Source organism: Streptomyces sp. NPDC086549, from assembly GCF_044746205.1.
Taxonomy (GTDB): domain Bacteria; phylum Actinomycetota; class Actinomycetes; order Streptomycetales; family Streptomycetaceae; genus Streptomyces.
In genome coordinates this window covers 97,952-116,688 of record NZ_JBIVBS010000016.1, presented here as the reverse complement: position 1 = coordinate 116,688, position 18,737 = coordinate 97,952, and the positions used below count along the sequence as shown (strand labels likewise).

The 18,737-nt window shown below is 72.1% G+C and carries 14 protein-coding genes; 10 read left to right on the top strand and 4 right to left on the bottom strand.

Annotated elements, in window-relative coordinates; all coding sequences use genetic code 11:
• The first annotated feature begins 150 nt into the window (after window positions 1-150).
• The 3 genes from ACIPSA_RS38420 (at window position 151) to ACIPSA_RS38410 (ending at window position 3,711) form a co-directional block, all read left to right on the top strand.
• A complete protein-coding gene (locus ACIPSA_RS38420) occupies window positions 151-1,266 on the top strand; it encodes a GNAT family N-acetyltransferase (RefSeq protein WP_402643489.1) in 1,116 nt (371 codons plus the stop codon).
• Window positions 1,267-1,408: 142 nt separating this feature from the next.
• Window positions 1,409-2,239: a PP2C family protein-serine/threonine phosphatase gene (locus tag ACIPSA_RS38415; RefSeq protein WP_402643486.1), complete on the top strand. Its 831-nt coding sequence runs from the start codon at window positions 1,409-1,411 to the stop codon at window positions 2,237-2,239.
• Window positions 2,240-2,697: 458 nt separating this feature from the next.
• On the top strand, window positions 2,698-3,711 hold the full coding sequence (locus ACIPSA_RS38410) for an MASE1 domain-containing protein (RefSeq protein WP_402643483.1): 1,014 nt from the start codon (window positions 2,698-2,700) through the stop codon (window positions 3,709-3,711).
• Between the two features lie 91 nt (window positions 3,712-3,802).
• On the opposite strand, the gene ACIPSA_RS38405 is transcribed toward ACIPSA_RS38410, so the two are convergent.
• Entirely contained in the window at window positions 3,803-5,290 is a 1,488-nt protein-coding gene (locus tag ACIPSA_RS38405) for a long-chain fatty acid--CoA ligase (RefSeq protein WP_402643480.1), read from the bottom strand.
• 150 nt (window positions 5,291-5,440) lie between these two features.
• On the opposite strand from ACIPSA_RS38405, the gene ACIPSA_RS38400 reads away from it, so the two are divergent.
• The 3 genes from ACIPSA_RS38400 (at window position 5,441) to ACIPSA_RS38390 (ending at window position 10,136) form a co-directional block, all read left to right on the top strand.
• Window positions 5,441-6,676 (top strand): PucR family transcriptional regulator, encoded by a 1,236-nt coding sequence (locus ACIPSA_RS38400; RefSeq protein WP_402643478.1) that lies wholly within the window; start codon window positions 5,441-5,443, stop codon window positions 6,674-6,676.
• 124 nt (window positions 6,677-6,800) lie between these two features.
• Complete coding sequence (gene pgm, locus ACIPSA_RS38395; RefSeq protein WP_402643475.1) at window positions 6,801-8,441, top strand: phosphoglucomutase (alpha-D-glucose-1,6-bisphosphate-dependent); 1,641 nt, start codon at window positions 6,801-6,803, stop codon at window positions 8,439-8,441.
• Between the two features lie 156 nt (window positions 8,442-8,597).
• Window positions 8,598-10,136, top strand: coding sequence for a hypothetical protein (locus tag ACIPSA_RS38390; protein WP_402643472.1), 1,539 nt, complete (start codon window positions 8,598-8,600; stop codon window positions 10,134-10,136).
• A gap of 14 nt (window positions 10,137-10,150) precedes the next feature.
• Here the strand turns inward: ACIPSA_RS38390 and ACIPSA_RS38385 are convergent, their stop codons facing one another.
• A complete protein-coding gene (locus tag ACIPSA_RS38385) occupies window positions 10,151-11,050 on the bottom strand; it encodes a hypothetical protein (RefSeq protein ID WP_402643469.1) in 900 nt (299 codons plus the stop codon).
• 182 nt (window positions 11,051-11,232) lie between these two features.
• Between ACIPSA_RS38385 and ACIPSA_RS38380 the strand changes: the two genes are divergently transcribed.
• Window positions 11,233-12,081, top strand: coding sequence for a carbamate kinase (locus tag ACIPSA_RS38380; RefSeq protein WP_402643467.1), 849 nt, complete (start codon window positions 11,233-11,235; stop codon window positions 12,079-12,081).
• A gap of 19 nt (window positions 12,082-12,100) precedes the next feature.
• On the opposite strand, the gene ACIPSA_RS38375 is transcribed toward ACIPSA_RS38380, so the two are convergent.
• Both ACIPSA_RS38375 and ACIPSA_RS38370 read right to left on the bottom strand, forming a co-directional pair.
• Complete coding sequence (locus ACIPSA_RS38375) at window positions 12,101-12,793, bottom strand: universal stress protein (protein ID WP_402643465.1); 693 nt, start codon at window positions 12,791-12,793, stop codon at window positions 12,101-12,103.
• Window positions 12,794-12,920: 127 nt separating this feature from the next.
• Window positions 12,921-14,240, bottom strand: coding sequence for a phosphoribosyltransferase family protein (locus ACIPSA_RS38370; protein WP_402643462.1), 1,320 nt, complete (start codon window positions 14,238-14,240; stop codon window positions 12,921-12,923).
• Window positions 14,241-14,397: 157 nt separating this feature from the next.
• Here ACIPSA_RS38370 and ACIPSA_RS38365 point away from each other — a divergent pair, with 157 nt between their 5' ends.
• The 3 genes from ACIPSA_RS38365 (at window position 14,398) to ACIPSA_RS38355 (ending at window position 18,660) form a co-directional block, all read left to right on the top strand.
• Window positions 14,398-15,477, top strand: coding sequence for a zinc-dependent alcohol dehydrogenase family protein (locus ACIPSA_RS38365; RefSeq protein ID WP_402643460.1), 1,080 nt, complete (start codon window positions 14,398-14,400; stop codon window positions 15,475-15,477).
• A 126-nt stretch (window positions 15,478-15,603) separates the two neighbouring features.
• The gene (locus ACIPSA_RS38360) at window positions 15,604-16,065 is read left to right on the top strand and encodes a pyridoxamine 5'-phosphate oxidase family protein (RefSeq protein ID WP_402643457.1); all 462 of its coding nucleotides are present in this window, start codon (window positions 15,604-15,606) and stop codon (window positions 16,063-16,065) included.
• 192 nt (window positions 16,066-16,257) lie between these two features.
• Entirely contained in the window at window positions 16,258-18,660 is a 2,403-nt protein-coding gene (locus tag ACIPSA_RS38355; RefSeq protein ID WP_402643455.1) for a glycoside hydrolase family 65 protein, read from the top strand.
• Window positions 18,661-18,737: the final 77 nt, after the last annotated feature.

Here is an 18,737-nt window from a genome sequence, read left to right as displayed (position 1 = left end):
ATATACAAAGAAGTGGCAGGACGCGGACATCGCGTCATAGGGGGGAGCGATCGCCCATGCGATCCATGAGCCATGTTCCACATGCCCGACCGGCCTGTGCCGCCACCGGCACGTCGCACGCGGCCTCCGCGGAAGGGCGGTTGATCTGAGGTGGACATCACGATCCACAGACCGGGTGAGCTGACGGAGCCGCTGCGCCGGGCCTGGCACCGGGCGATGGACGAGTCACCGGAATACGCCAACCCGTTTCTGGCACCGGAGTTCGCGATCGGCATCGGCAGACATCGCGCCGGGGCGAGAGTGGCGATCCTGCGCGAGGAGGGTGAGCCCGTCGGCTTCTTCCCGTACGAACGCGACGCCTTGGGCGTCGGCCGGGCGATCGGCCTCGGCCTCTCCGACTGCCAGGCCCTTGTGCACCGCCCCGGAGTCACCTGGGACGCCCAGGAGTTGCTGCGGGCCTGCCGGCTGTCCATATTCGAGTTCGACCACCTCGTCGAGGAGCAGAGACCGTTCGCGGAACATGTCACCGGGCTGTTCGCCTCGCCGGTGATCGACGTGAAGCCCGGCGACGGCGGCTACCCGGAGTGGCTGCGCGGCTCGTACCCGGGGCTGGCCAAGACGACGTTGAAGAAGGAACGCCGCCTCGGGCGCGACGTGGGCGAGGTGCGGTTCGTCTTCGACGAACGCGACCCGCGGATGCTGCGCACGCTGATGCGGTGGAAGTCCGCCCAGTACCGCAGGACGGGACGCATGGACCGGTTCGCGAGGCCGTGGATCGTCGACGTGGTGGACCATCTGTTCCATGTCCGCGAGGAGCACTTCACGGGCGTGCTCTCCGTTCTGTACGCCGGGGACCGGCCGGTCGCCGCGCACTTCGGACCGCGTTCGAGCGCGGTGCTCGCGGCCTGGTTCACCGCGTACGACCCCGAACTCCGGTACTACTCGCCCGGGTTGATGATGCACCTCCGGACGGCCGAGGCGGCGGGCCGGAACGGGGTGACCCTGGTGGACCTGGGGCGGGGCGACAAGGAGTACAAGGACTGGCTCAAGACCCGCGAGCTGCGCGTGGGGGAGGGGTTCGCGGCCCGGCCCCATCCGGTGGCGGCGGGCTACCGGCTGTGGCGCAGGCCCGTGCGCGGTCTGCGGAACACGGTCCTGGCCCATCCGCGGCTGCGGGATCCGGCCGACCGGCTGCTGAAGACGGTCGGGACGCTGCGCACCTCGCACCGGGCGGACTCCGACGGGGCGGCATCCGGTCGGCGCTGAGCGGCCGCGCCGAAAGCGTGTGGAACGTGTGTTCGTTTAACTGTCGGGGCGGGCTGCCCCGGTGCGGCCGCTCGTTATGGGCACATAAAGATAAAATCTAGGGGTTTATGTAGAAAGGGCTACTGCCTCGCCGGAGTGATCGATGCCCCGCAAGCGGTCGACGGACGACGGAGACGAGCTGCTGGTCAGACTCCGGTCGCTCACCGCACAGGCGCGCGAGCGTGCGGAGCTCCAGCGCTCCCAGGTCGAGCTGGCCATCGCCCTGCAGCGCGGGATGCTGCCCCGGGATCTGCCCGAGGCCCCCCGATGCCACCTGGCCGTCCAGTACGCGCCCGCCTGTTACGGCCTGAACGTGGGCGGCGACTGGTACGACGCCTTCGCCATGCCCGACGGCCGTATCGGGCTGTCCATCGGGGACGTCCAGGGCCACAACATCGAGGCAGCCGCCTTGATGGGCCAGGTCCGGGTGGGGCTGCGTGCCCTCGCCTCCGTCACGAGCGAGCCGGGCGAGCTCCTCACCCGCACCAACGACCTGCTCCTGTCCCTCGGCAGTGACCTCTTCGCCACCTGCACCTTTGTGCGCCTCGACCCGTCCACCGGAGTGCTGGAGAGCGCACGGGCCGGCCACATACCCTTCGTCTGGGCCACGGCGGACGGAAAGTCCGGCCTGGCCGAGGACGAAGGGGGACCGCCTCTCGGTATCCAGAAGGGGATGGAATACCCGGTGACGCGGTTCCGCCTCACCACGGGCGGGGTCGTCATCCTCCTCACCGACGGTGTCGTGGAGGGGCCCTCGCTGAGCATCGACGACGGGCTCGACCATGTGGTGCGGCTGGCCGGCATCGCGGCTGTCGCGGGCCTGGGCGCGGAGTCGCTCGCCGCCGCCGTGATCAAGGGCGCCGGCCTCGTGGGACACGAGGACGACGCGGCCGTGCTGGTCGTGGGCCACGACGGGCCCGACCTCGAGCCCTAGGGTCTGTCCGGCGGATCATGCCGCAGACGCGGGGCCTGGCACGCCCATCTGCGGCGTTGTCGTCGGTTGCCGACTCCCCCACGCTCGGCTGCGCTCGCGCGGGGGGACCCCCACCGCGTCGACGCCCTCCTCCGCCTTGCAGCTGGACGCACCAGGCCCCGCTCACCTGGGTTGATGAGGCGCCGCTGCTTTCCTGCGACTTGATCCGCCGGACAGGCCCTAGGGTCTGTCCGGCGGATCAAGCCGGCGTCGCGGGGGCTGGCACGCCGGTCTGCGGCGTCGTCGTCGGTTGCCGTCTCCCCCGAGTTCTCGGCTTCGCCCGAACAGGGGGACCCCCATGACCCCGCTCAGCCGCGCCGATGAGGTGCCGTTGCCGGGAGCCGACCTGATCCGCCGGACAGGCCCCAGGGTCGGCCGCCAGGTCCCTCGCCTCGCCGTTGGCGCGGCACCGGTGTCTGATGGCTGCTGTGGCGGGTACCCCGGATCTGCGCCGAGCGGCCGTCCGCGCCCTCCAGGCGCTGGCCGTCGCCGCCTGCTACTTCGCGGCAGGGCGGCTCGGACTCCTGCGCCATCTCGCCGTCGAGGAAGCCGTGGTGAGCCCCATCTGGCCGCCCACCGGCTTCGCGGTCGCCTGTTTCCTGATCCTCGGGCCCGGCTCCTGGCCAGGCATCGCGCTCGGCGCCTTCCTCGTCACCGCGACCGTCGGCCCGCTCGGCCCCGACGCGATCGGCACCACCGCCGGCAGCACCCTCGCGCCCCTGTGCGCGTACCTCATGCTGCGCCGGGTCGGCTTCCGGACCGACCTCAGCCGCCTGCGGGACGGCCTCGCGCTCGTGTTCCTCGCAGCGCTGACCGCCATGCTGCTCAGCGCGACCGTCGGCGTCACCTCCCTCGTCCTGGTGGGCAAGCTCGCCGTGCACAGTGTCGGGTACGTCTGGCTCGCGTGGTGGGTGGGTGACGCGATGGGCGTCCTGATCGTCACCCCGATCCTGCTGATGCTGTATACGGTCCGCGGGCCTCCGGGGCTGTCGCGGTGGAAGGAGGCCCTGGCCTTGACTCTTGTCGCCGGCGGCCTCGTACCCCTTGCCACGCGCAGCAGCGTCAGCCTGCTGTTCCTCGTCTACCCGCTCCTCATCTGGGCGGCGCTGCGCTTCCGGCTCGCGGGCAGCATGCCGTGCGCCCTCCTCGCGTGCGTCCTGGCCACGGTCGCGGCGACGGACCACAACGGACCGTTCGAGCGGCTGACCCCCGTCGAGGTGATGATCAAGCTGCAGGCCTTCAACGGCTCGATGGCGCTGACCGCACTGCTGCTGTCGGCCGTGATCGCCGAGCAGCGCAACATCAGGCTGTCCGTGGAGCAGGCCTGTCAGGAACTGGCCGAGGTCCTCGAACATCTCACCGCGGGCGATGCCCCGCCCGGCCGTGCGCCGACGGACGACGACGAGGGGCGGGGCAGGAGCGGAGCGCGGTGAACGGCTCCGGCCGGCGGGCCCCCGAGTTCGCCGGGAACCCCCGTCCCGACGGACCGGCGGCGGGGGTTCCGTCCGGGCTTCGGCGCGGCCCTCACCCCGCGGGCGCGCTGATCTCCCGCTTGAGGATCTTGCCGCTGGGTCCCGTCGGCAGGGCGTCCACGAGCCAGACCGCGCGCGGATACTTGTAGGCCGCGACCCGGTCCTTGACGAACTCCCGTAGCTGCTCGGGCGTGGCCTCGGCGCCCTGGCGCAGGACCACCGCGGCCGCGACCTCCTCGCCGAGGTGCTCGTGCGGCACGCCCAGCACGGCCGCCAGCGCGACGGCCGGGTGCTCGTGCAGCACCTCCTCGATCTCACGCGGGTAGACGTTGTAGCCACCGCGGATGATCATGTCCTTCTTGCGGTCGACGATGTACAGGTAGCCGTCCTCGTCCCGCCGGGCCAGGTCGCCGCTCCGGAGCCAGCCGTCCGGGATCGCGGCCGCGGTCTCCTCGGGCAGGTTCCAGTAACCCTTCATCAGGTTGGGACCGCGCACGGCCAGTTCACCGACCTCGCCGGGGCCCACGTCCTGGCCCTTCTCGTCCAGCAGCCGGACCTCCACATCCCGGATCGGGGTGCCGACCGACCCGGGCTTGCGCGGCCGGTCGGGGTGGTTGAAGGAGACCACCGGGCTCGTCTCCGACATGCCGAAGCCCTCGAGCACCATGCAGCCGAAGCGCTTCTCGAACCCGTGCAGCACCTCCACGGGGAGCGAGGCTCCGCCGGAGACGCACATCCGCAGCGTCGACACGTCCGCCTCCGCCGGATGGTGCAGCAGCGCCGCGTACATCGTCGGCACACCCTCGAAGACCGTGGCCCGGTCGCGGGCGATGGCGTCCAGCACGGTCTGCGGGTCGAAACGCGGGATCAGGGTGAGCGAGGCCCCGCTGCGGACCGCCACGCTCATCGTGCAGATCTGGCCGAAGATGTGGAACAGCGGCAGACAGCCCACCACCACGTCCTCGGAGGTCATGCGCTGCACGTGGACGGCGTTGACCTCGGTGTTGTGCCGCAGGCTGGCGTGGGTGAGCGAGGCGCCCTTGGGGCGTCCCGTCGTGCCGGAGGTGTACAGCAGCACGGCCACGTCGTCACCGGCCGTCTCCGTCACCTCGGCCAGCGGCTCATGACCGGCCAGCAGGCCGGCGAAGGCGGAGGGCTCCACCGCGATGTGCCGCACCCCGGCGGCGGCCGCCCCCTGAGCGCCCTCGCCGGGCGCCTGGTGCCACTCGAACAGCAGGGCCGCCCCGGAGTCGTTCAGGTGGTACTCGGTCTCCCGCGTCTTCAGCAGCGGGTTCATCGGCACGACGATCGCCCCGGCGCGCAGCGCGCCGTAGTACAGCACGACGAACTCGGGGACGTTCGGCAGCATCAGGGCCACCCGGTCGCCGGGCCGCACGCCCTCGGCCCGCAGCAGTGCCGCGGCGCGGGCGCTGCGCTCGTCCAGCTCGGCATACGTGGCGACCTGCGTGCCCAGACGCAGCGCGGGACGCTCCGGCTGCCGCGCCGCCGTCTCCACCAAGAACTCCGCCAGATTGGGCATGCCCCGCCTCCACGAATGTCGCCGTCGAAATCCGCCGTTCACGTTCACGACATGGTGCTGCCGCCGACGTCGACGACCTATGGGAGGGGCGACAGCTTCCAGGTCCCCGCGTTGTTCCTGGGAACAAAAACAGGGCGTTACACTGCGTCGATGGACCTCTCGGGTGTGGCCGCGGCGATCCACGCACGGCGTTCGGAACTGGGCGAGCGGCTGGCGGCGCGCATCCGCTCGGACGTCAAGGCCTACCGCGACGAGTCGCTCATCCCCTTCGACTCACTGCGCCGTTCGTGCACGGCCAACGCCGACCTGGTGCTGAGGCACTTCCACCGCGCCGCCCCCCAGGACCCCGGCCCCGCCCGCGACACCGGCCGCATCCGCGCCGAGCACGGCATGCCGCTCGCCGACACCTTGCACGCCTACCGGATCGGCTTCGAGTTCCTGTGGTCGGAGATCCTCAAGGAGGCACGTACCCATCCGGAGGTCTCGGACGCCGAGCTGGTGGCCGGCTCCGCCGAGATCTGGTCGCTCTTCGGCCTCTACGCCGAGGCCGTGGCGGAGGCCCATCGGGAGACCTCCGCCGAACTGTCCCTGCAACGCGAGGCCCGGCGCTCCGCACTGGTGGAGGCGCTCTTCACCGGCGCCATCGCCGACCGCACCACCCTGTGGGAGGCGGCCCGTGAGCTGGGCATGCCCGAGCGGGGACCCTACGCCGTGGTCGCCGCCGAGTCCGCGGCACCCGGCACGGAACCGCTGGCCGGCATCGAGACCGCGCTGCGCCAGGCGCACCTCCCCTCCGCCTGGCGGCTGTTGCCCGACCAGCAGATCGGCCTGGTCGCCCTGACCACGCCGACGGCGGAGAACACCGGTCTGCGCATCCTGCGCCGCGCCCATGCCCGCGTGGGCATCAGCCCCGGCTTCCACTCGCTGCGCGACACCCCACAGGCCCTGCGCTTCGCCCGGCTGGCCCTGGCCAGCCTTCCCGGCACCGGTCCCGGTGTCGCGCGCTTCGACGACAACCCCTTGGCCATGCTCGTCGCGGCCGCCCCGGCGGAAGCGGCTCACCTGGTCACGGTCACCCTCAAACCCGTCCTCGATCTCCCGGCCCCGGAACGGGCCCGCCTGCTGGAGACGCTGGAGCACTGGTTCGCCGCGGCCGGCTCCGCCGGTGATGCGGCCCGCAGCCTCTTCGTGCACCCCAACACCGTCCGCTACCGGCTGCGCCGCGTCGAGGAGCTGACCGGTCGCGCCCTGTCCGACCCGCGCACGGCCGCGGACCTCGGCGCCGCACTCCTCGCGGTCCGCGGCTCGACACCCGGCGGCAGGGGGGACGACGGCTCGCCGCCACCGGGATCCACCGACTCCGCCCTCCCACCCGCGTCGCGTTGAAGGATCCCGACGCCCTCGACGGCGACGGCGAGCATGCCGCGAGCGGCGTACTCGCGTTCCCGGGCCGTGAAGGGGAATGATGAGACGTCGATCGATGGATCAACCGATGCGGAGGAACGGACCCATGCCGCACGAGCGAGCGGGCAAGCCGGCCGGTCCCGAGGACCTTGTCGACGTGGCCCGGCTGGTCACGGCGTACTACGCACTGCGCCCCGACCCGGGCGAGCCGGCGCAGCGGGTGGCGTTCGGTACCTCAGGACACCGCGGATCGTCGCTGGCGAGCGCGTTCAACGAGGACCACATCGCCGCCACCAGCCAGGCCATCTGCGAGTACCGCGACAGCCAGGGCGTCGACGGGCCCCTCTTCCTGGGAGCCGACACCCATGCGCTGTCGGAACCCGCGAAGGTCACCGCCCTGGAGGTGTTCGCCGCCAACGACGTGACCGTGCTCATCGACAGCGAGGACGGCTACACCCCCACACCGGCGGTCTCGCACGCCATCCTCACGCACAACCGGGGCCGCAGCACGGGCCTCGCGGACGGTGTCGTGGTCACCCCGTCCCACAACCCGCCCGCCGACGGCGGCTTCAAGTACAACCCGCCGAGCGGCGGCCCGGCCGCCTCCGAGGCGACCTCCTGGATCCAGGACCGGGCCAACCAGATCATCGCCGGCGGACTCAAGGACGTACGGCGGATCACGTACGCGCGCGCGCTCGCCGCACCCACGACCCAGCGGTACGACTTCCTGGGCACGTATGTCTCCGACCTGCCGAGCGTGCTGGACATCGACGCTATCCGGACGGCCGGTGTGCGGATCGGCGCCGACCCGCTGGGCGGGGCCTCCGTCGCCTACTGGGGCCGTATCGCCGAACAGCACGGGATCGACCTGACGGTGGTCAACCCGTACACCGACCCGACCTGGCGGTTCATGACGCTGGACTGGGACGGCCGGATCCGGATGGACTGCTCGTCGCCGTACGCGATGGCCGCGCTCATCGAGCAGCGCGACCGCTTCCGCATCGCCACGGGCAACGACGCCGACGCCGACCGCCACGGCATCGTCACGCCGGACGCGGGTCTCATGAACCCGAACCACTATCTCGCCGTAGCCATCTCCTACCTCTACGGCCACCGCGATCAGTGGCCCTCCGGCACGGGGATCGGCAAGACCCTGGTGTCGTCCTCCATGATCGACCGCGTCGCCGCCGACCTCCGCCGTGAACTGGTCGAAGTGCCCGTGGGATTCAAGTGGTTCGTGGACGGACTGCTCGACGGATCGCTCGGGTTCGGCGGTGAGGAGTCGGCCGGCGCGTCGTTCCTGCGGCGGGACGGCTCGGTGTGGACGACGGACAAGGACGGCATCCTCCTGGCCCTCCTCGCGTCGGAGATCACGGCCGTCACCGACCGGACGCCGTCCGAGCACTACGCCGGACTCACCGCCCGCTTCGGCGAACCCGCGTACGCGCGCGTCGACGCACCGGCCTCCCGAGAGGAGAAGGCCCTCCTCGCGAAGCTCTCCCCGGCACAGGTCACCGCGCGGACCCTGGCGGGCGAAGGGGTCACCGCCGTCCTCACCGAGGCTCCGGGCAACGGCGCCCCGATCGGCGGCATCAAGGTGACCACCGCCAACGCCTGGTTCGCGGCGCGTCCTTCGGGTACCGAGGACGTCTACAAGATCTACGCCGAGTCGTTCCTCGGGCGCGGCCATCTCGCCCAGGTGCAGGAGGAGGCCAAGGCGGTGGTCCTGGCGGCACTGGGCGGCTGACACGCGAAGACGGCGAACACCGCGGCCGACACCTCTGTCCAGATCGGACTATTGGCCGTACACTGCCAAATCACAGACATGTGGGCCATGTTGACGGGGGGAGCCATCATGTCCGGTGGTCTGTACGGTCCCAATGGTGGATTTGCCGTGCCGCCCATGCCGCCGAGTCCGCCGCCCATGCCGTCGAGTCCGCCGCCCGCGCCGCCGAACGGCCTGCGGGCGGCCGCGGTCGCCCTGCTCAACCTGAGCGGCCTCGGCCTGGGGTACGCGCTCGTGCGCCGATGGCTCCTGATGGCCGTGTGCTGGGTGGCGACGGCCGTACTGCTCTTCGTCGCCCTGCCCGCGGACGCCGACGGTGTCCCCACGCCCGCGATCGTGCTCTACGTCCTGTTCCTGGTGCTGGCAGCCGTCCACGGCGCGGTCGCCGGACTGCGCACCGGATTGACCTGGCCCGGCAGACCGCCCCTCGCGTTCCTGCTGGGAGTGCTTCTCCTCGCCGTACCGGTCGGCGGCACGGTGCTGTACGACCACGCCCGCGACGAAGCCGTCGAGCGCCAGCTCCTCGACCGCCTCGAAAAGGCCGACCAGCTGGTGGCGGAGGGCGGCCGGCGGTCGTTCGAGTCCGCGAAGTCCGACTACCGCACGGCCCTGGACGTCTACGAGGACCTCGCGACCCACCACTCCGGCTCCCGCGCGGCAGACCGTGTCACCGACAGCATGAAGTCCTACTACAGGACGGTCGGCGCCGCCTACGGTCACAAGGACTACTGCGACGCGATCGAGCCGCTGAAGTATCTGCGCACGGTGCCCCGCACCATGCCGAGGGAGGAACTCGGCGCGCTGACACGGTGGCCCGACGACCGGCTGGCCACCTCGCTGTACGAGTGCGGATCGGGCAGCCTGTCGGCCGGTGAAGCGGACTGGGTCACGAACTTCGGTGAACTGCTGAGCACTTTCCCCCGGTCCGAGCAGTCGACGAAGGTCGCGCCCGCCGTCGACTCCACGGTCGCCAGGACCGAGAAGGGCCTGCGCGGTGCCGACCCCTGCGCGGCCGTCGAGAAGTTGCGCGGCCTGAACACCCGGATAACCGACCTCTCGGGGAGCGCGGGCGACGCGGCCGACGGCCTGAAGAAGACCGCCGACCGGGCTGACCGGAGCGCCGATTCGGGGGAGTACGCCTGCGGGGTCGACCAGTACAAGGACGGCGACTTCGACGCGGCGCAGAAGACGATGGACGAGTTCGTCGCCGGCAACAAGCACGACAAGAACCGGGACCGCGCCAAGAAGATATCCATCGCCGCCGAGGTCGCCCAGACGATCCCGGCCGCCGGCAAGCGGCTGCCCACCACCGCCTCCGGCGGCAGCATCTCCGTCACGGTCAAGAACGACAGCCCCGACCCCATCACGGTCTACTACACAGGCCCGGTCACCGGCAGCTTCAAGCTCAAGGCGTGCGGCAGCTGCAAGGCCTATTCCTTCGCCAGTTCGGTGCTGATCGGATTCAAGCCCTGCAGCGACAGCGGCAAGCACTACCCGCAGCGAACGATCAGTCTGCCGACCGGTACCACGTACTTCCTGCACAAGCCGCAGGGCGACAGCACCGCGACGCCCGCCTCGGACACCGCCAAGCTCCGCTCCGGCTACATCTACACGGAATGCGCCTACACGACCCAGACCCTCGGGAGCGGTTACTGACGTCCTGACGTCCGTCAGTCGTCGAGCTGGTCCAGCGTGGCCTTCGTGTCCGCCCTCAGCCAGTCGGACACCTCGTCGAGCTGTGGCGGGTTCTTGTCCTGGTCGTACGTGGAGAGGTAGGCGCTGTAGCTCATGGTGTAGGTCATCCAGCCGTCCCGCACGGCCAGCGTGGCGTAGCGGGAGCCGGTCGCGGAGCTGCCGGAGGAGCCGCTGGTGGTGTCCTGGGTGACCAGGTAGGCCTCGTCGCCGATGTCCCGCACGGTCTCCACGTCGTAACCCGAGTGGCTCTTGCGGTAGTTCTTCCACGTGGCCGTGAACTCGGGCCCGGGGTCGGTCTTCTTGTGCAGGTCCACCTGGATGGTGAGGTACGCGTCCGCGTAGCTCGAACCGGTCTTCTTCAGACCGATGCTGCAGTAACTCTCGTCGAGGGCACCGTCCTTGAGGGAGTTGTGGCTCGGGGAGCCGTCCTCCTGCGGGTACTCGTCCTTGAAGGACGAGTAGTCGGCGTCGGAGCAGAGGTTCGACGGGGCGGTGTAGCCGCGCAGTTCCGCCGCGTCCCTGCCGCCGATCACGAAGACGCCCGCCGCCCACGCGGCCGACGCGGCCAGCGCGCCGACGACGGCCCACAGCACCGCTCGTCCGGCACCGCGACCACCACCGCCCGCCTGCGGGGCGGCCACCGGGCCGTACGGCCCCTGCGCGACGTACGGATTGCCCGGCTGGGGCCGGCCCACCAGGGTGGGCTGACCGTACAAGTTCTGCGGGCCCGGCATGGGCGGGGGCGCCGGCGGAGGGAAGCTCCCCGGAGCGCCCGGGCTCGGAGACTGCGGATCGGGGTAGGGATACGCCGTGGGCTGTGCCGGTGCCCCTGGCTGCTGCTCGGGCTGCTGCGAAGGCTCGGGTGGCGTGGACATGATGTGAAGATAGTGCAACAGTGGGCGGTCAAGTCCCTTGACGTCCAACATCGTTATGGTCTGGGGACATCTGGGCCGGTCCGATGGCAGTCGGGCCCGGACCAAGACGCATGCGCGGGGCCCCGCCCACTGAGCGGTCCCCGTCTACCATGGGTGAAGGGGCACCCTGGAGGACCGAAGCCATGCGCATCGTCGTCGCCCTCGGCGGCAACGCCCTGCTCCACCGCGGCGAACGCCCCGACGCCACCGTCCTGCAGACGAACGTCGACCGGGTCGCGACCGCTCTGGCCGCCCTCGCCCACGAACACGAACTCGTCATCACCCACGGCAACGGCCCCCAGATCGGCCTGCTCGCCGTGGAGAGCGCGGCCGACCCCGCGCTCAGCGCCCCGTACCCCCTGCACCTGCTCGGCGCCCAGACCCAGGGCCTGATCGGCTCCCTGCTGGCCTGCACGCTGCACAACGCCCTGCCCGGCCGCCGGATCGCCACTCTCGTCACCCACACCCTCGTACGGGCCGACGATCCCGCCTTCGACCGGCCCACGAAGTTCGTCGGCCGGGTCCGCTCCCGGGAGTCGGCCGTGCCCTCACCGGCCCCCGAGCGGATCGTGGAGACCGACACCATCCACGATCTGCTCGGCGGCGGTGCCCTGGTGATCTGTGCCGGCGGTGGAGGAGTCCCCGTCACCGCCGAGCGTGTCACGGGCGCGCTGTGCGGTGTCGAGGCCGTCGTCGACAAGGACCTCACCGCGGCCGTGCTCGCCGAGGACCTCAAGGCGGACTTCCTGCTCGTCCTCACCGACGTGCCGTACGTCTACGAGGGGTACGGGACACCCGGCCGACGGCCTCTCCTGGACGCGACACCCGCGGAGCTGCGCCGCCACGGCTTCTCCGACGACCGCATGGGACCCAAGGCCGAGGCGGTCGCCCGGTTCGTCGAACACACCGGGGGACTGGCCGCGATCGGAGCGCTGGACGCTGCGTACGAGATCGTCCACGGCAGGTCGGGGACGCTGGTCAGGCCCGACTGACCCGAGGGCGTGGCTTCGCCTACGACGGTACGACGGCGACCGGGCACGATCCGTCCCGTACCAGGCTCCGCACGACGTCTCCCCACTCGGCGCCCGGACGGTGTCCCACCACGACCAGTGCCGCGTCCGCCGCGTGGTGGAGCAGGGCATGGGACGGGCCGAACAGGACGACGTCCTCCAGCACCGGTACGTCCGGATACTTCGCGCGCCACGGCCGCAGGACGTCCGCCAGCAGCTGCACCTCGTGATCCTCCCAGGTGGCGCGGTCCGCCTCCGGCACTCCGAACGGCAACTCGGCCGCGCAGGAAGGCAGCGCCCAGGCGTGCACCACGTGCAGGCGCACGCCACGCAGCCGGGCGCTGTCGAAGGCGAAGCCGATCGCGGCGTCCGCGGGGTCCCGCGCGTCGACGCCGAGCGTGACCCCGCCGCCGCGGCTCGGTCGGGCGAGACCGTCCCGGACCATGACCAGCGGGCAGGTCCAGGTGCCGGCGCGCGTCGGCAGGGCCGCGCCGGGCATGCGGCCGGCGACGGCGTCCTCGGGGCTCAGGCCCGTGACGGCCATGACGGCCGTCCTGGCCCCGTTCAGGTCCGGCTGCCCGCCGTGGTCCACGCGGAGCGGCAGCCCGCGCAGCCGCGCCTCGTCCTCGGCCCAGTCGGCCGCGGCCCCGCCGCCCGCCGAGGGGGCGCCGCAGACAAGGATCGATCGTTCCATGGCCGTCCGCCTCTCGACGCGCGGGAGCGTGTCCTCCCGCGGTCCATCCTGCCGCCTGCCGCCGTGCGGGCTCAGGGGCCGGACGGCCTTGAACCGTGGGCACTTGGGGCGGCAACGCCACCGCCGGTCAGCTCGGGCCGGGCGGTGGGCCGTGGGCCTCCGGGGGCGTGAGACGGGTGGTGAACCAGTCGCGGGCCAGCCCGGCGACGACCGGCAGGGTGCCCGGCTCGGAGAAGAGGTGGCTCGCGCCGGGCACCACCGCGAGCTGGTGCTCGCAGCGCAGCCGGTCGGCGGCGAGCCGGTTGAGGCTGAGCACCTGGGTGTCGAGGCTGCCGACGATGAGCAGCGTCGGTGCCCGCACGCGGGCCAGCGAGGCAGCGGAGGCCAGGTCGGGGCGGCCCCCGCGGGAGACGACGGCCCCGATGCCGGAGTCGTCGGCGGCCGCCTCCAGCGCCGCGCCGGCGCCCGTGCTCGCGCCGAAGTACCCCACGGGCAGACCGGTCTCCCGGCGCAGCCAGACGGACGCCGCCTCCAGGCGCCGGGCCAGCAGGACGATGTCGAACACGTTCCGCCGGTCGCGTTCCTCGTCCTCGGTGAGCAGGTCGAGCAGCAGCGTGCCCAGCCCGGCCCGGTTGAGCACGGCGGCGACGTACCGGTTGCGCGGGCTGTGCCGGCCGCTGCCGCTGCCGTGCGCGAACGCCACCACGGCCCGGGGCGGCTCCGGCAGCACGAAGCGCGCGGCCAGGCCCACCGATCCGGCCGGAACCTCGACCTCCCGGTTGGGCGGGGGCGGGTCGGGAGGGCTCGGCGCGGGACGCGCGGTGCGTGCGAGCAGCGTGGCGACCTCGTCGTCGTCGGTCTGCGCGAAGTCGCGGTACCAGGCGCCGACGGAGCCGAAGTACGGCGGGGTGTGCAGACACACGACCTCGTCGGCCACCGTCCGCAGGTGCGGCAGCGTCCGCTCCGGCCCGACCGGGACGGCGAGCACGGTCCGGGCCGCGCCGCGGCCCCGGACGACCCGGCAACCGGCCACCGCGGTCGCGCCGGTGGCCAGTCCGTCGTCCACGACCACCACGGTGCGTCCGGCCAGGGGTACGGGAGCGCGGCCGGCGCGATACAGGCGTATCCGCCGCTCCAGCTCCGCCCGCTCCGACTCCTCGACGGCGTCCCGCTCGGCGGAGTCCAGCCCGGTCTCCCGGATCACGTCCTCGTTGAGCACACGGACACCCTGCTCGCCGATCGCGCCGAACCCCAGCTCCGGCTGCCACGGCACGCCCAGCTTGCGGACCACGAGCACGTCCAGCGGCGCGTCCAGCGCCCGTGCCACCTCGTACGCCACCGGGACCCCGCCCCGGGGCAGTCCGAGCACCACCGGGTCCTCGCCCCGGAGGAACTCCAGGCGGCGGGCCAGACGGCGCCCGGCGTCCGTACGGTCGTCGAATCGCATACGGCACCTCCTCACGCCCGCATCCGGCGGGAAACCCCCCTTCCATTGTCTTGAAGGCGAGCGGAACCCGTCGATTCCGGACAAGCTTGATTCAAGGGGTGAAGCGGTCGATTTCCTGGCCGTGCATCGCCCGATCGGAGAGGAGGGTGGGAGCGTCATGAAAGGCTTCGTATTCCACGGCCCGGGAGAGTCCGCCTGGGAGGACGTCCCCGACCCCGCGATCAAGGAGCCCACCGACGCGATCGTACGGGTCGGCGAGGTCACCATCTGCGGGACGGACCTGCACATCCTCAAGGGGGACCTGCCCGAGGTGCAGCCCGGCACCGTGCTGGGGCACGAGGCGGTCGGCGAGATCGTCGAGGTCGGCGGTGACGTACGGACCGTACAGCCGGGAGACCGGGTCCTGGTGTCCTGCATCAGTGCCTGCGGACGCTGCCGCTACTGCCGGGAGCGGGCGTACGGCCAGTGCCGGGGCGGCGGAGGCTGGATCCTCGGGCACCTCGTCGACGGCGCCCAGGCCGAGTACGTGCGCGTCCCCTACGCCGACCTGTCCGTCCACCCGCTGCCCGCCGCCGTGGCGAGCAGGGACGCGGTGCTGCTGGCGGACATCTTCCCCACCGCCTACGAGGTGGGGGTGCTCAACGGGTGCGTGAGCCCCGGGGACACCGTCGCCGTCGTCGGAGCCGGTCCCATCGGCCTCGCGGCGATCGCCACGGCGCGCCTGTTCGCGCCCGAGCGGATCATCGCCGTGGACCTGGCTCCGGCCAGGCTGGATGCGGCCAGGCAGTTCGGCGCTGACGCCGTGGCGGAGGTCCAGGAGGCTCCCGAGCAACTGGTCGCGGACCTCACCGACGAGCTCGGCGCGGACGTGGTCATCGAGGCGGTCGGCCTGCCGGAGAGCTTCGAGCTGTGTACGCGCATGGTGCGGCCGGGCGGGCACGTCGCCAACATCGGCGTGCACGGCGGGCCCGCGACCCTGCACCTCGAAGACCTGTGGAGCAGGAACGTGACCATCACCACCGGGCTGGTCGACACATACTCCACCCCCACCCTGCTGGGGATGGCGGCAGGCGGACGCCTGCCTACCACACAGCTGGTCACCCACACCTTCCCGCTCGACCGCATGGCCGAGGCGTACGACGTCTTCTCCCGGGCCTCCGACACCGGCGCGCTCAAGGTGGTCCTCGGCGGGGAGCAGCACGAAGTGGCCGTTCGCACGGTGGACGACGCGGCGTGACGGGACACACCCGTACCGGGTCGTTCTCCGGTCCGATGGGGACCGATGGCCCTCGTGCCCGGTTCCGGGCACGTCGACGATGGAGTCCTGCACCGCCGCTGTACCAGGCGAGAGACGGGACTGCTGATGTATCCCAACGACGGATTCCGGGAGCTGGGCCGGGAGGAGTGCCTGCGTCTGCTGGCGAAGGCGCCCGTGGGCCGGATCGTGCACACATGGCAGGCCCTGCCCGCGGTGCTTCCCGTGAATTTCTGCCTCGACGGGGACGCCGCGGTGGTGCTGTGTACGTCCGCGGCCTCGGAGCTGGTGCGGGCGATCGACGGGGCGGTGGTCGCGTTCGAGGCCGAGGAGGTCGACGCGGCGGCACGGTCCGGCTGGAGCGTGGTCGTGACCGGTCCGGCCACCGTGGTGACCGATGCCGCGGAGCACGAGCGGCTGGTGCGCGGCGGTCCGCGTTCCTGGGTCCCCGCGCCGCGGGAGGTCTTCGTTCGTATCGAGCCGGAACTGGTCACCGGCCGGGAGCTGGTCGGCGGCCGCACCCTCTACGGCGTGGACCTGGCTCGCCACGGCATGGACCTGACCACCTGAGCCACGCCGGCCGTGCGCGGACGGAGCGACACCGCGGGGGATCGGTGCCGCTCCTGTCTCCACTGTCTCGTGTGCCGGGCCCGCGCGACAGGTGCCAACCGGTCGCTTTACCGGCGCGTACACGTCCGTGCGCGCCCACCGGACGGCGCCGGACCTCCGCTGCTCGCAGCCCGACGCAAGGCGGTGAGGACCATGACACCGACCGCTCGACGAGGGACCGGCACAGCGACGGGCCGGACCTGGGAGTACGACGGCTACGAGCCCGCTGCCGAGCGCCTGCGGGAGTCGCTGTGCTCCCTGGGCAACGGTTACGTCGCCACCCGCGGAGCTCTGCCCGAATGCGTCGCGGACGACGTGCACTATCCGGGCACCTACGCGGCCGGCTGCTACAACCGGCTCACCTCGGACGTGGCGGGCCGCGCGGTCGAGAACGAGGACATGGTCAACCTCCCGAACTGGCTGCCGCTCCGCTTCCGGCCCGCCGGGCTGGACTGGCTCACGCCGGACACCACCGACGTGCTCGACCACCGGCAGGTCCTCCACCTCGACTCGGGCCTGCTGGAACGCCGGACCCGCTACGCGCTCGGCGAGGGCCGGGCACTGTGCGTGCGGCAGCAGAGGATCGTGCACATGGCCGACCCGCATCTGGCGGCCCTGCGCACCGAGTTCACGGCCGAGGGCCACACCGGCGAGCTGGACGTCGAGGCCGCGCTGGACGGCGGCGTCACCAACGCGGGGGTGGCGCGCTACCGGGATCTCGACGGCCGTCATCTGACCCATGTGCACACCGGTACCGCCGCGCCGGACACGGTGTGGCTGCGCTGCCGTACCCGCACCTCGGACATCCGTATCGGCATGGCGGCCCGCATCACCGCCGGCGCACCCCTGTCGGACCGGCACGAACCCCTGCGCGCCGTCCAGCGGCTGCGCCTGCGGCTGCCTCAGGACCGCCCCGTCACCGTCGACAAGTGCGTCGCCCTGCACACCTCGCGCGACCCCGCCATCAGCGACCCGCTGCGCGCCGCCGTCGACCGGGTGGGTGCCGCGCCCGTCTTCGACGAGCTGCTCGAAACACACCTGATCGCCTGGGACCAGCTGTGGCGGCGGGCCGAACTCGAAGTCCCCGGGGAGGCGGGCCGCGTCCTGCGCCTGCACCTCTTCCACGTGCTCCAGACCCTCTCCCCGCACACGGCCGACCTGGACGTGGGGGTCCCGGCCCGGGGGCTGAACGGCGAGGCCTACCGAGGCCACGTCTTCTGGGACGAGCTGTTCGTCCTGCCCTACCTCGACCTGCACTTCCCCGAGGTCGCCCGCGCCCTGCTCCGTTACCGCCACCGCCGTCTGGACCGGGCCTGTGCCGCGGCCCGCGCGATCGGCCGGCGGGGCGCGCTGTACCCGTGGCAGAGCGGCAGCGACGGACGCGAGGAGACCCAGGAAATGCACCTCAACCCCCGGTCGGGGCGCTGGCTGCCGGACCACACCCGGCTCCAGCGGCACGTCGGCTCGGCGGTGGCGTACAACGTCTGGCAGTACTGGGAGGCGAGCGGCGACGCGGAGTTCCTGCACACCAAGGGCGCCGAGATGCTGCTGCAGATCGCCCGCTTCTGGGCCGACTCGGCCACGTACGACGACCACCTCGGACGGCACCGCATCCGGGGCGTGGTCGGCCCCGACGAGTACCACGACGCCTACCCCGGCCGGCCGGAGCCCGGCATCGACGACAACGCGTACACCAATGTCACCGCCGCCTGGGTGCTCACCCGCGCCCTGGACGTGCTGCGGACCCTGCCCGAGCCGCGCCGACGCGAACTCGTCGAGCGCACCGGCCTCGACGGCGGTGAACTCCAACAGTGGGAGGACGTGTCCCGCACCCTCCACGTGCCCTTCCACGACGGGGTCATCAGCCAGTTCGAGGGCTACGGCGACCTCACCGAGCTCGACTGGGACGGCTACCGCGAGCGCTACGCCGACATCCGGCGCCTGGACCGGATCCTGGAGGCGGAGGGCGACACGGTCAACCGCTACCGGGCGTCCAAGCAGGCCGACGTACTGATGCTCGGCTACCTCTTCTCACCCGCCGAACTCCGCTCCCTCTTCGGCAGGTTGGGCCACCGGCTCGACGAGGAGACATGGCAGCGCACCGTCGACCACTACCTCTGCCGCACCAGCCACGGATCGACCCTCAGCGGTCTCGTCCACGGCTGGGTCCTGGCCCGAGCCCGACGGGCCGAGGCATGGGCGTTCTGCCAGGAGGCCCTGCGGAGCGACATCGCCGATGTGCAGGGCGGCACCACGGGTGAGGGCATCCACCTGGGCGCCATGGCGGGCACCCTGGACCTCGTCCAGCGCGGACTGACCGGCCTGGAGACCCGCGACGGGGCGCTGTGGCTCGATCCGGTGCCCCTGCCCGAACTGTCGTCGTACGGGTTCGCCCTCCGTTTCCAGGGCCACTGGGGCGTTCGGCTCCGGTGGGAACGCGGTCTGCTGGAGATCGCGGTGCCGTCGTCCGACCGCGCCCCGATCGACCTGCGGCTGCCGGACCGCGCGGTCCGCATGCAGCCGGGGGAGACAGGCCGGCTGCCGCTCCCGGACTGACCGCCGGGGGCCGCGGCCGGACTGCCTCCGCCGGACCCGCGAGTCTCCCCGGCCCCGGCCGGACCGAGCGGCGGGCG

Excerpts from the sequence above, each read along its gene's own strand:
- ACIPSA_RS38355 (WP_402643455.1), top strand. The coding sequence starts at position 16,258 with ATGACACCGACCGCTCGACGAGGGACCGGCACAGCGACGGGCCGGACC.
- ACIPSA_RS38370 (WP_402643462.1), bottom strand. The coding sequence starts at position 14,240 with ATGCGATTCGACGACCGTACGGACGCCGGGCGCCGTCTGGCCCGCCGC.
- ACIPSA_RS38390 (WP_402643472.1), top strand. The coding sequence starts at position 8,598 with ATGCCGCCGAGTCCGCCGCCCATGCCGTCGAGTCCGCCGCCCGCGCCG.
- ACIPSA_RS38365 (WP_402643460.1), top strand. The coding sequence starts at position 14,398 with ATGAAAGGCTTCGTATTCCACGGCCCGGGAGAGTCCGCCTGGGAGGAC.
- ACIPSA_RS38415 (WP_402643486.1), top strand. The coding sequence starts at position 1,409 with ATGCCCCGCAAGCGGTCGACGGACGACGGAGACGAGCTGCTGGTCAGA.
- ACIPSA_RS38380 (WP_402643467.1), top strand. The coding sequence starts at position 11,233 with ATGCGCATCGTCGTCGCCCTCGGCGGCAACGCCCTGCTCCACCGCGGC.
- ACIPSA_RS38385 (WP_402643469.1), bottom strand. The coding sequence starts at position 11,050 with ATGTCCACGCCACCCGAGCCTTCGCAGCAGCCCGAGCAGCAGCCAGGG.
- pgm (WP_402643475.1), top strand. The coding sequence starts at position 6,801 with ATGCCGCACGAGCGAGCGGGCAAGCCGGCCGGTCCCGAGGACCTTGTC.
- ACIPSA_RS38375 (WP_402643465.1), bottom strand. The coding sequence starts at position 12,793 with ATGGAACGATCGATCCTTGTCTGCGGCGCCCCCTCGGCGGGCGGCGGG.
- ACIPSA_RS38410 (WP_402643483.1), top strand. The coding sequence starts at position 2,698 with ATGGCTGCTGTGGCGGGTACCCCGGATCTGCGCCGAGCGGCCGTCCGC.
- ACIPSA_RS38400 (WP_402643478.1), top strand. The coding sequence starts at position 5,441 with ATGGACCTCTCGGGTGTGGCCGCGGCGATCCACGCACGGCGTTCGGAA.
- ACIPSA_RS38405 (WP_402643480.1), bottom strand. The coding sequence starts at position 5,290 with ATGCCCAATCTGGCGGAGTTCTTGGTGGAGACGGCGGCGCGGCAGCCG.
- ACIPSA_RS38360 (WP_402643457.1), top strand. The coding sequence starts at position 15,604 with ATGTATCCCAACGACGGATTCCGGGAGCTGGGCCGGGAGGAGTGCCTG.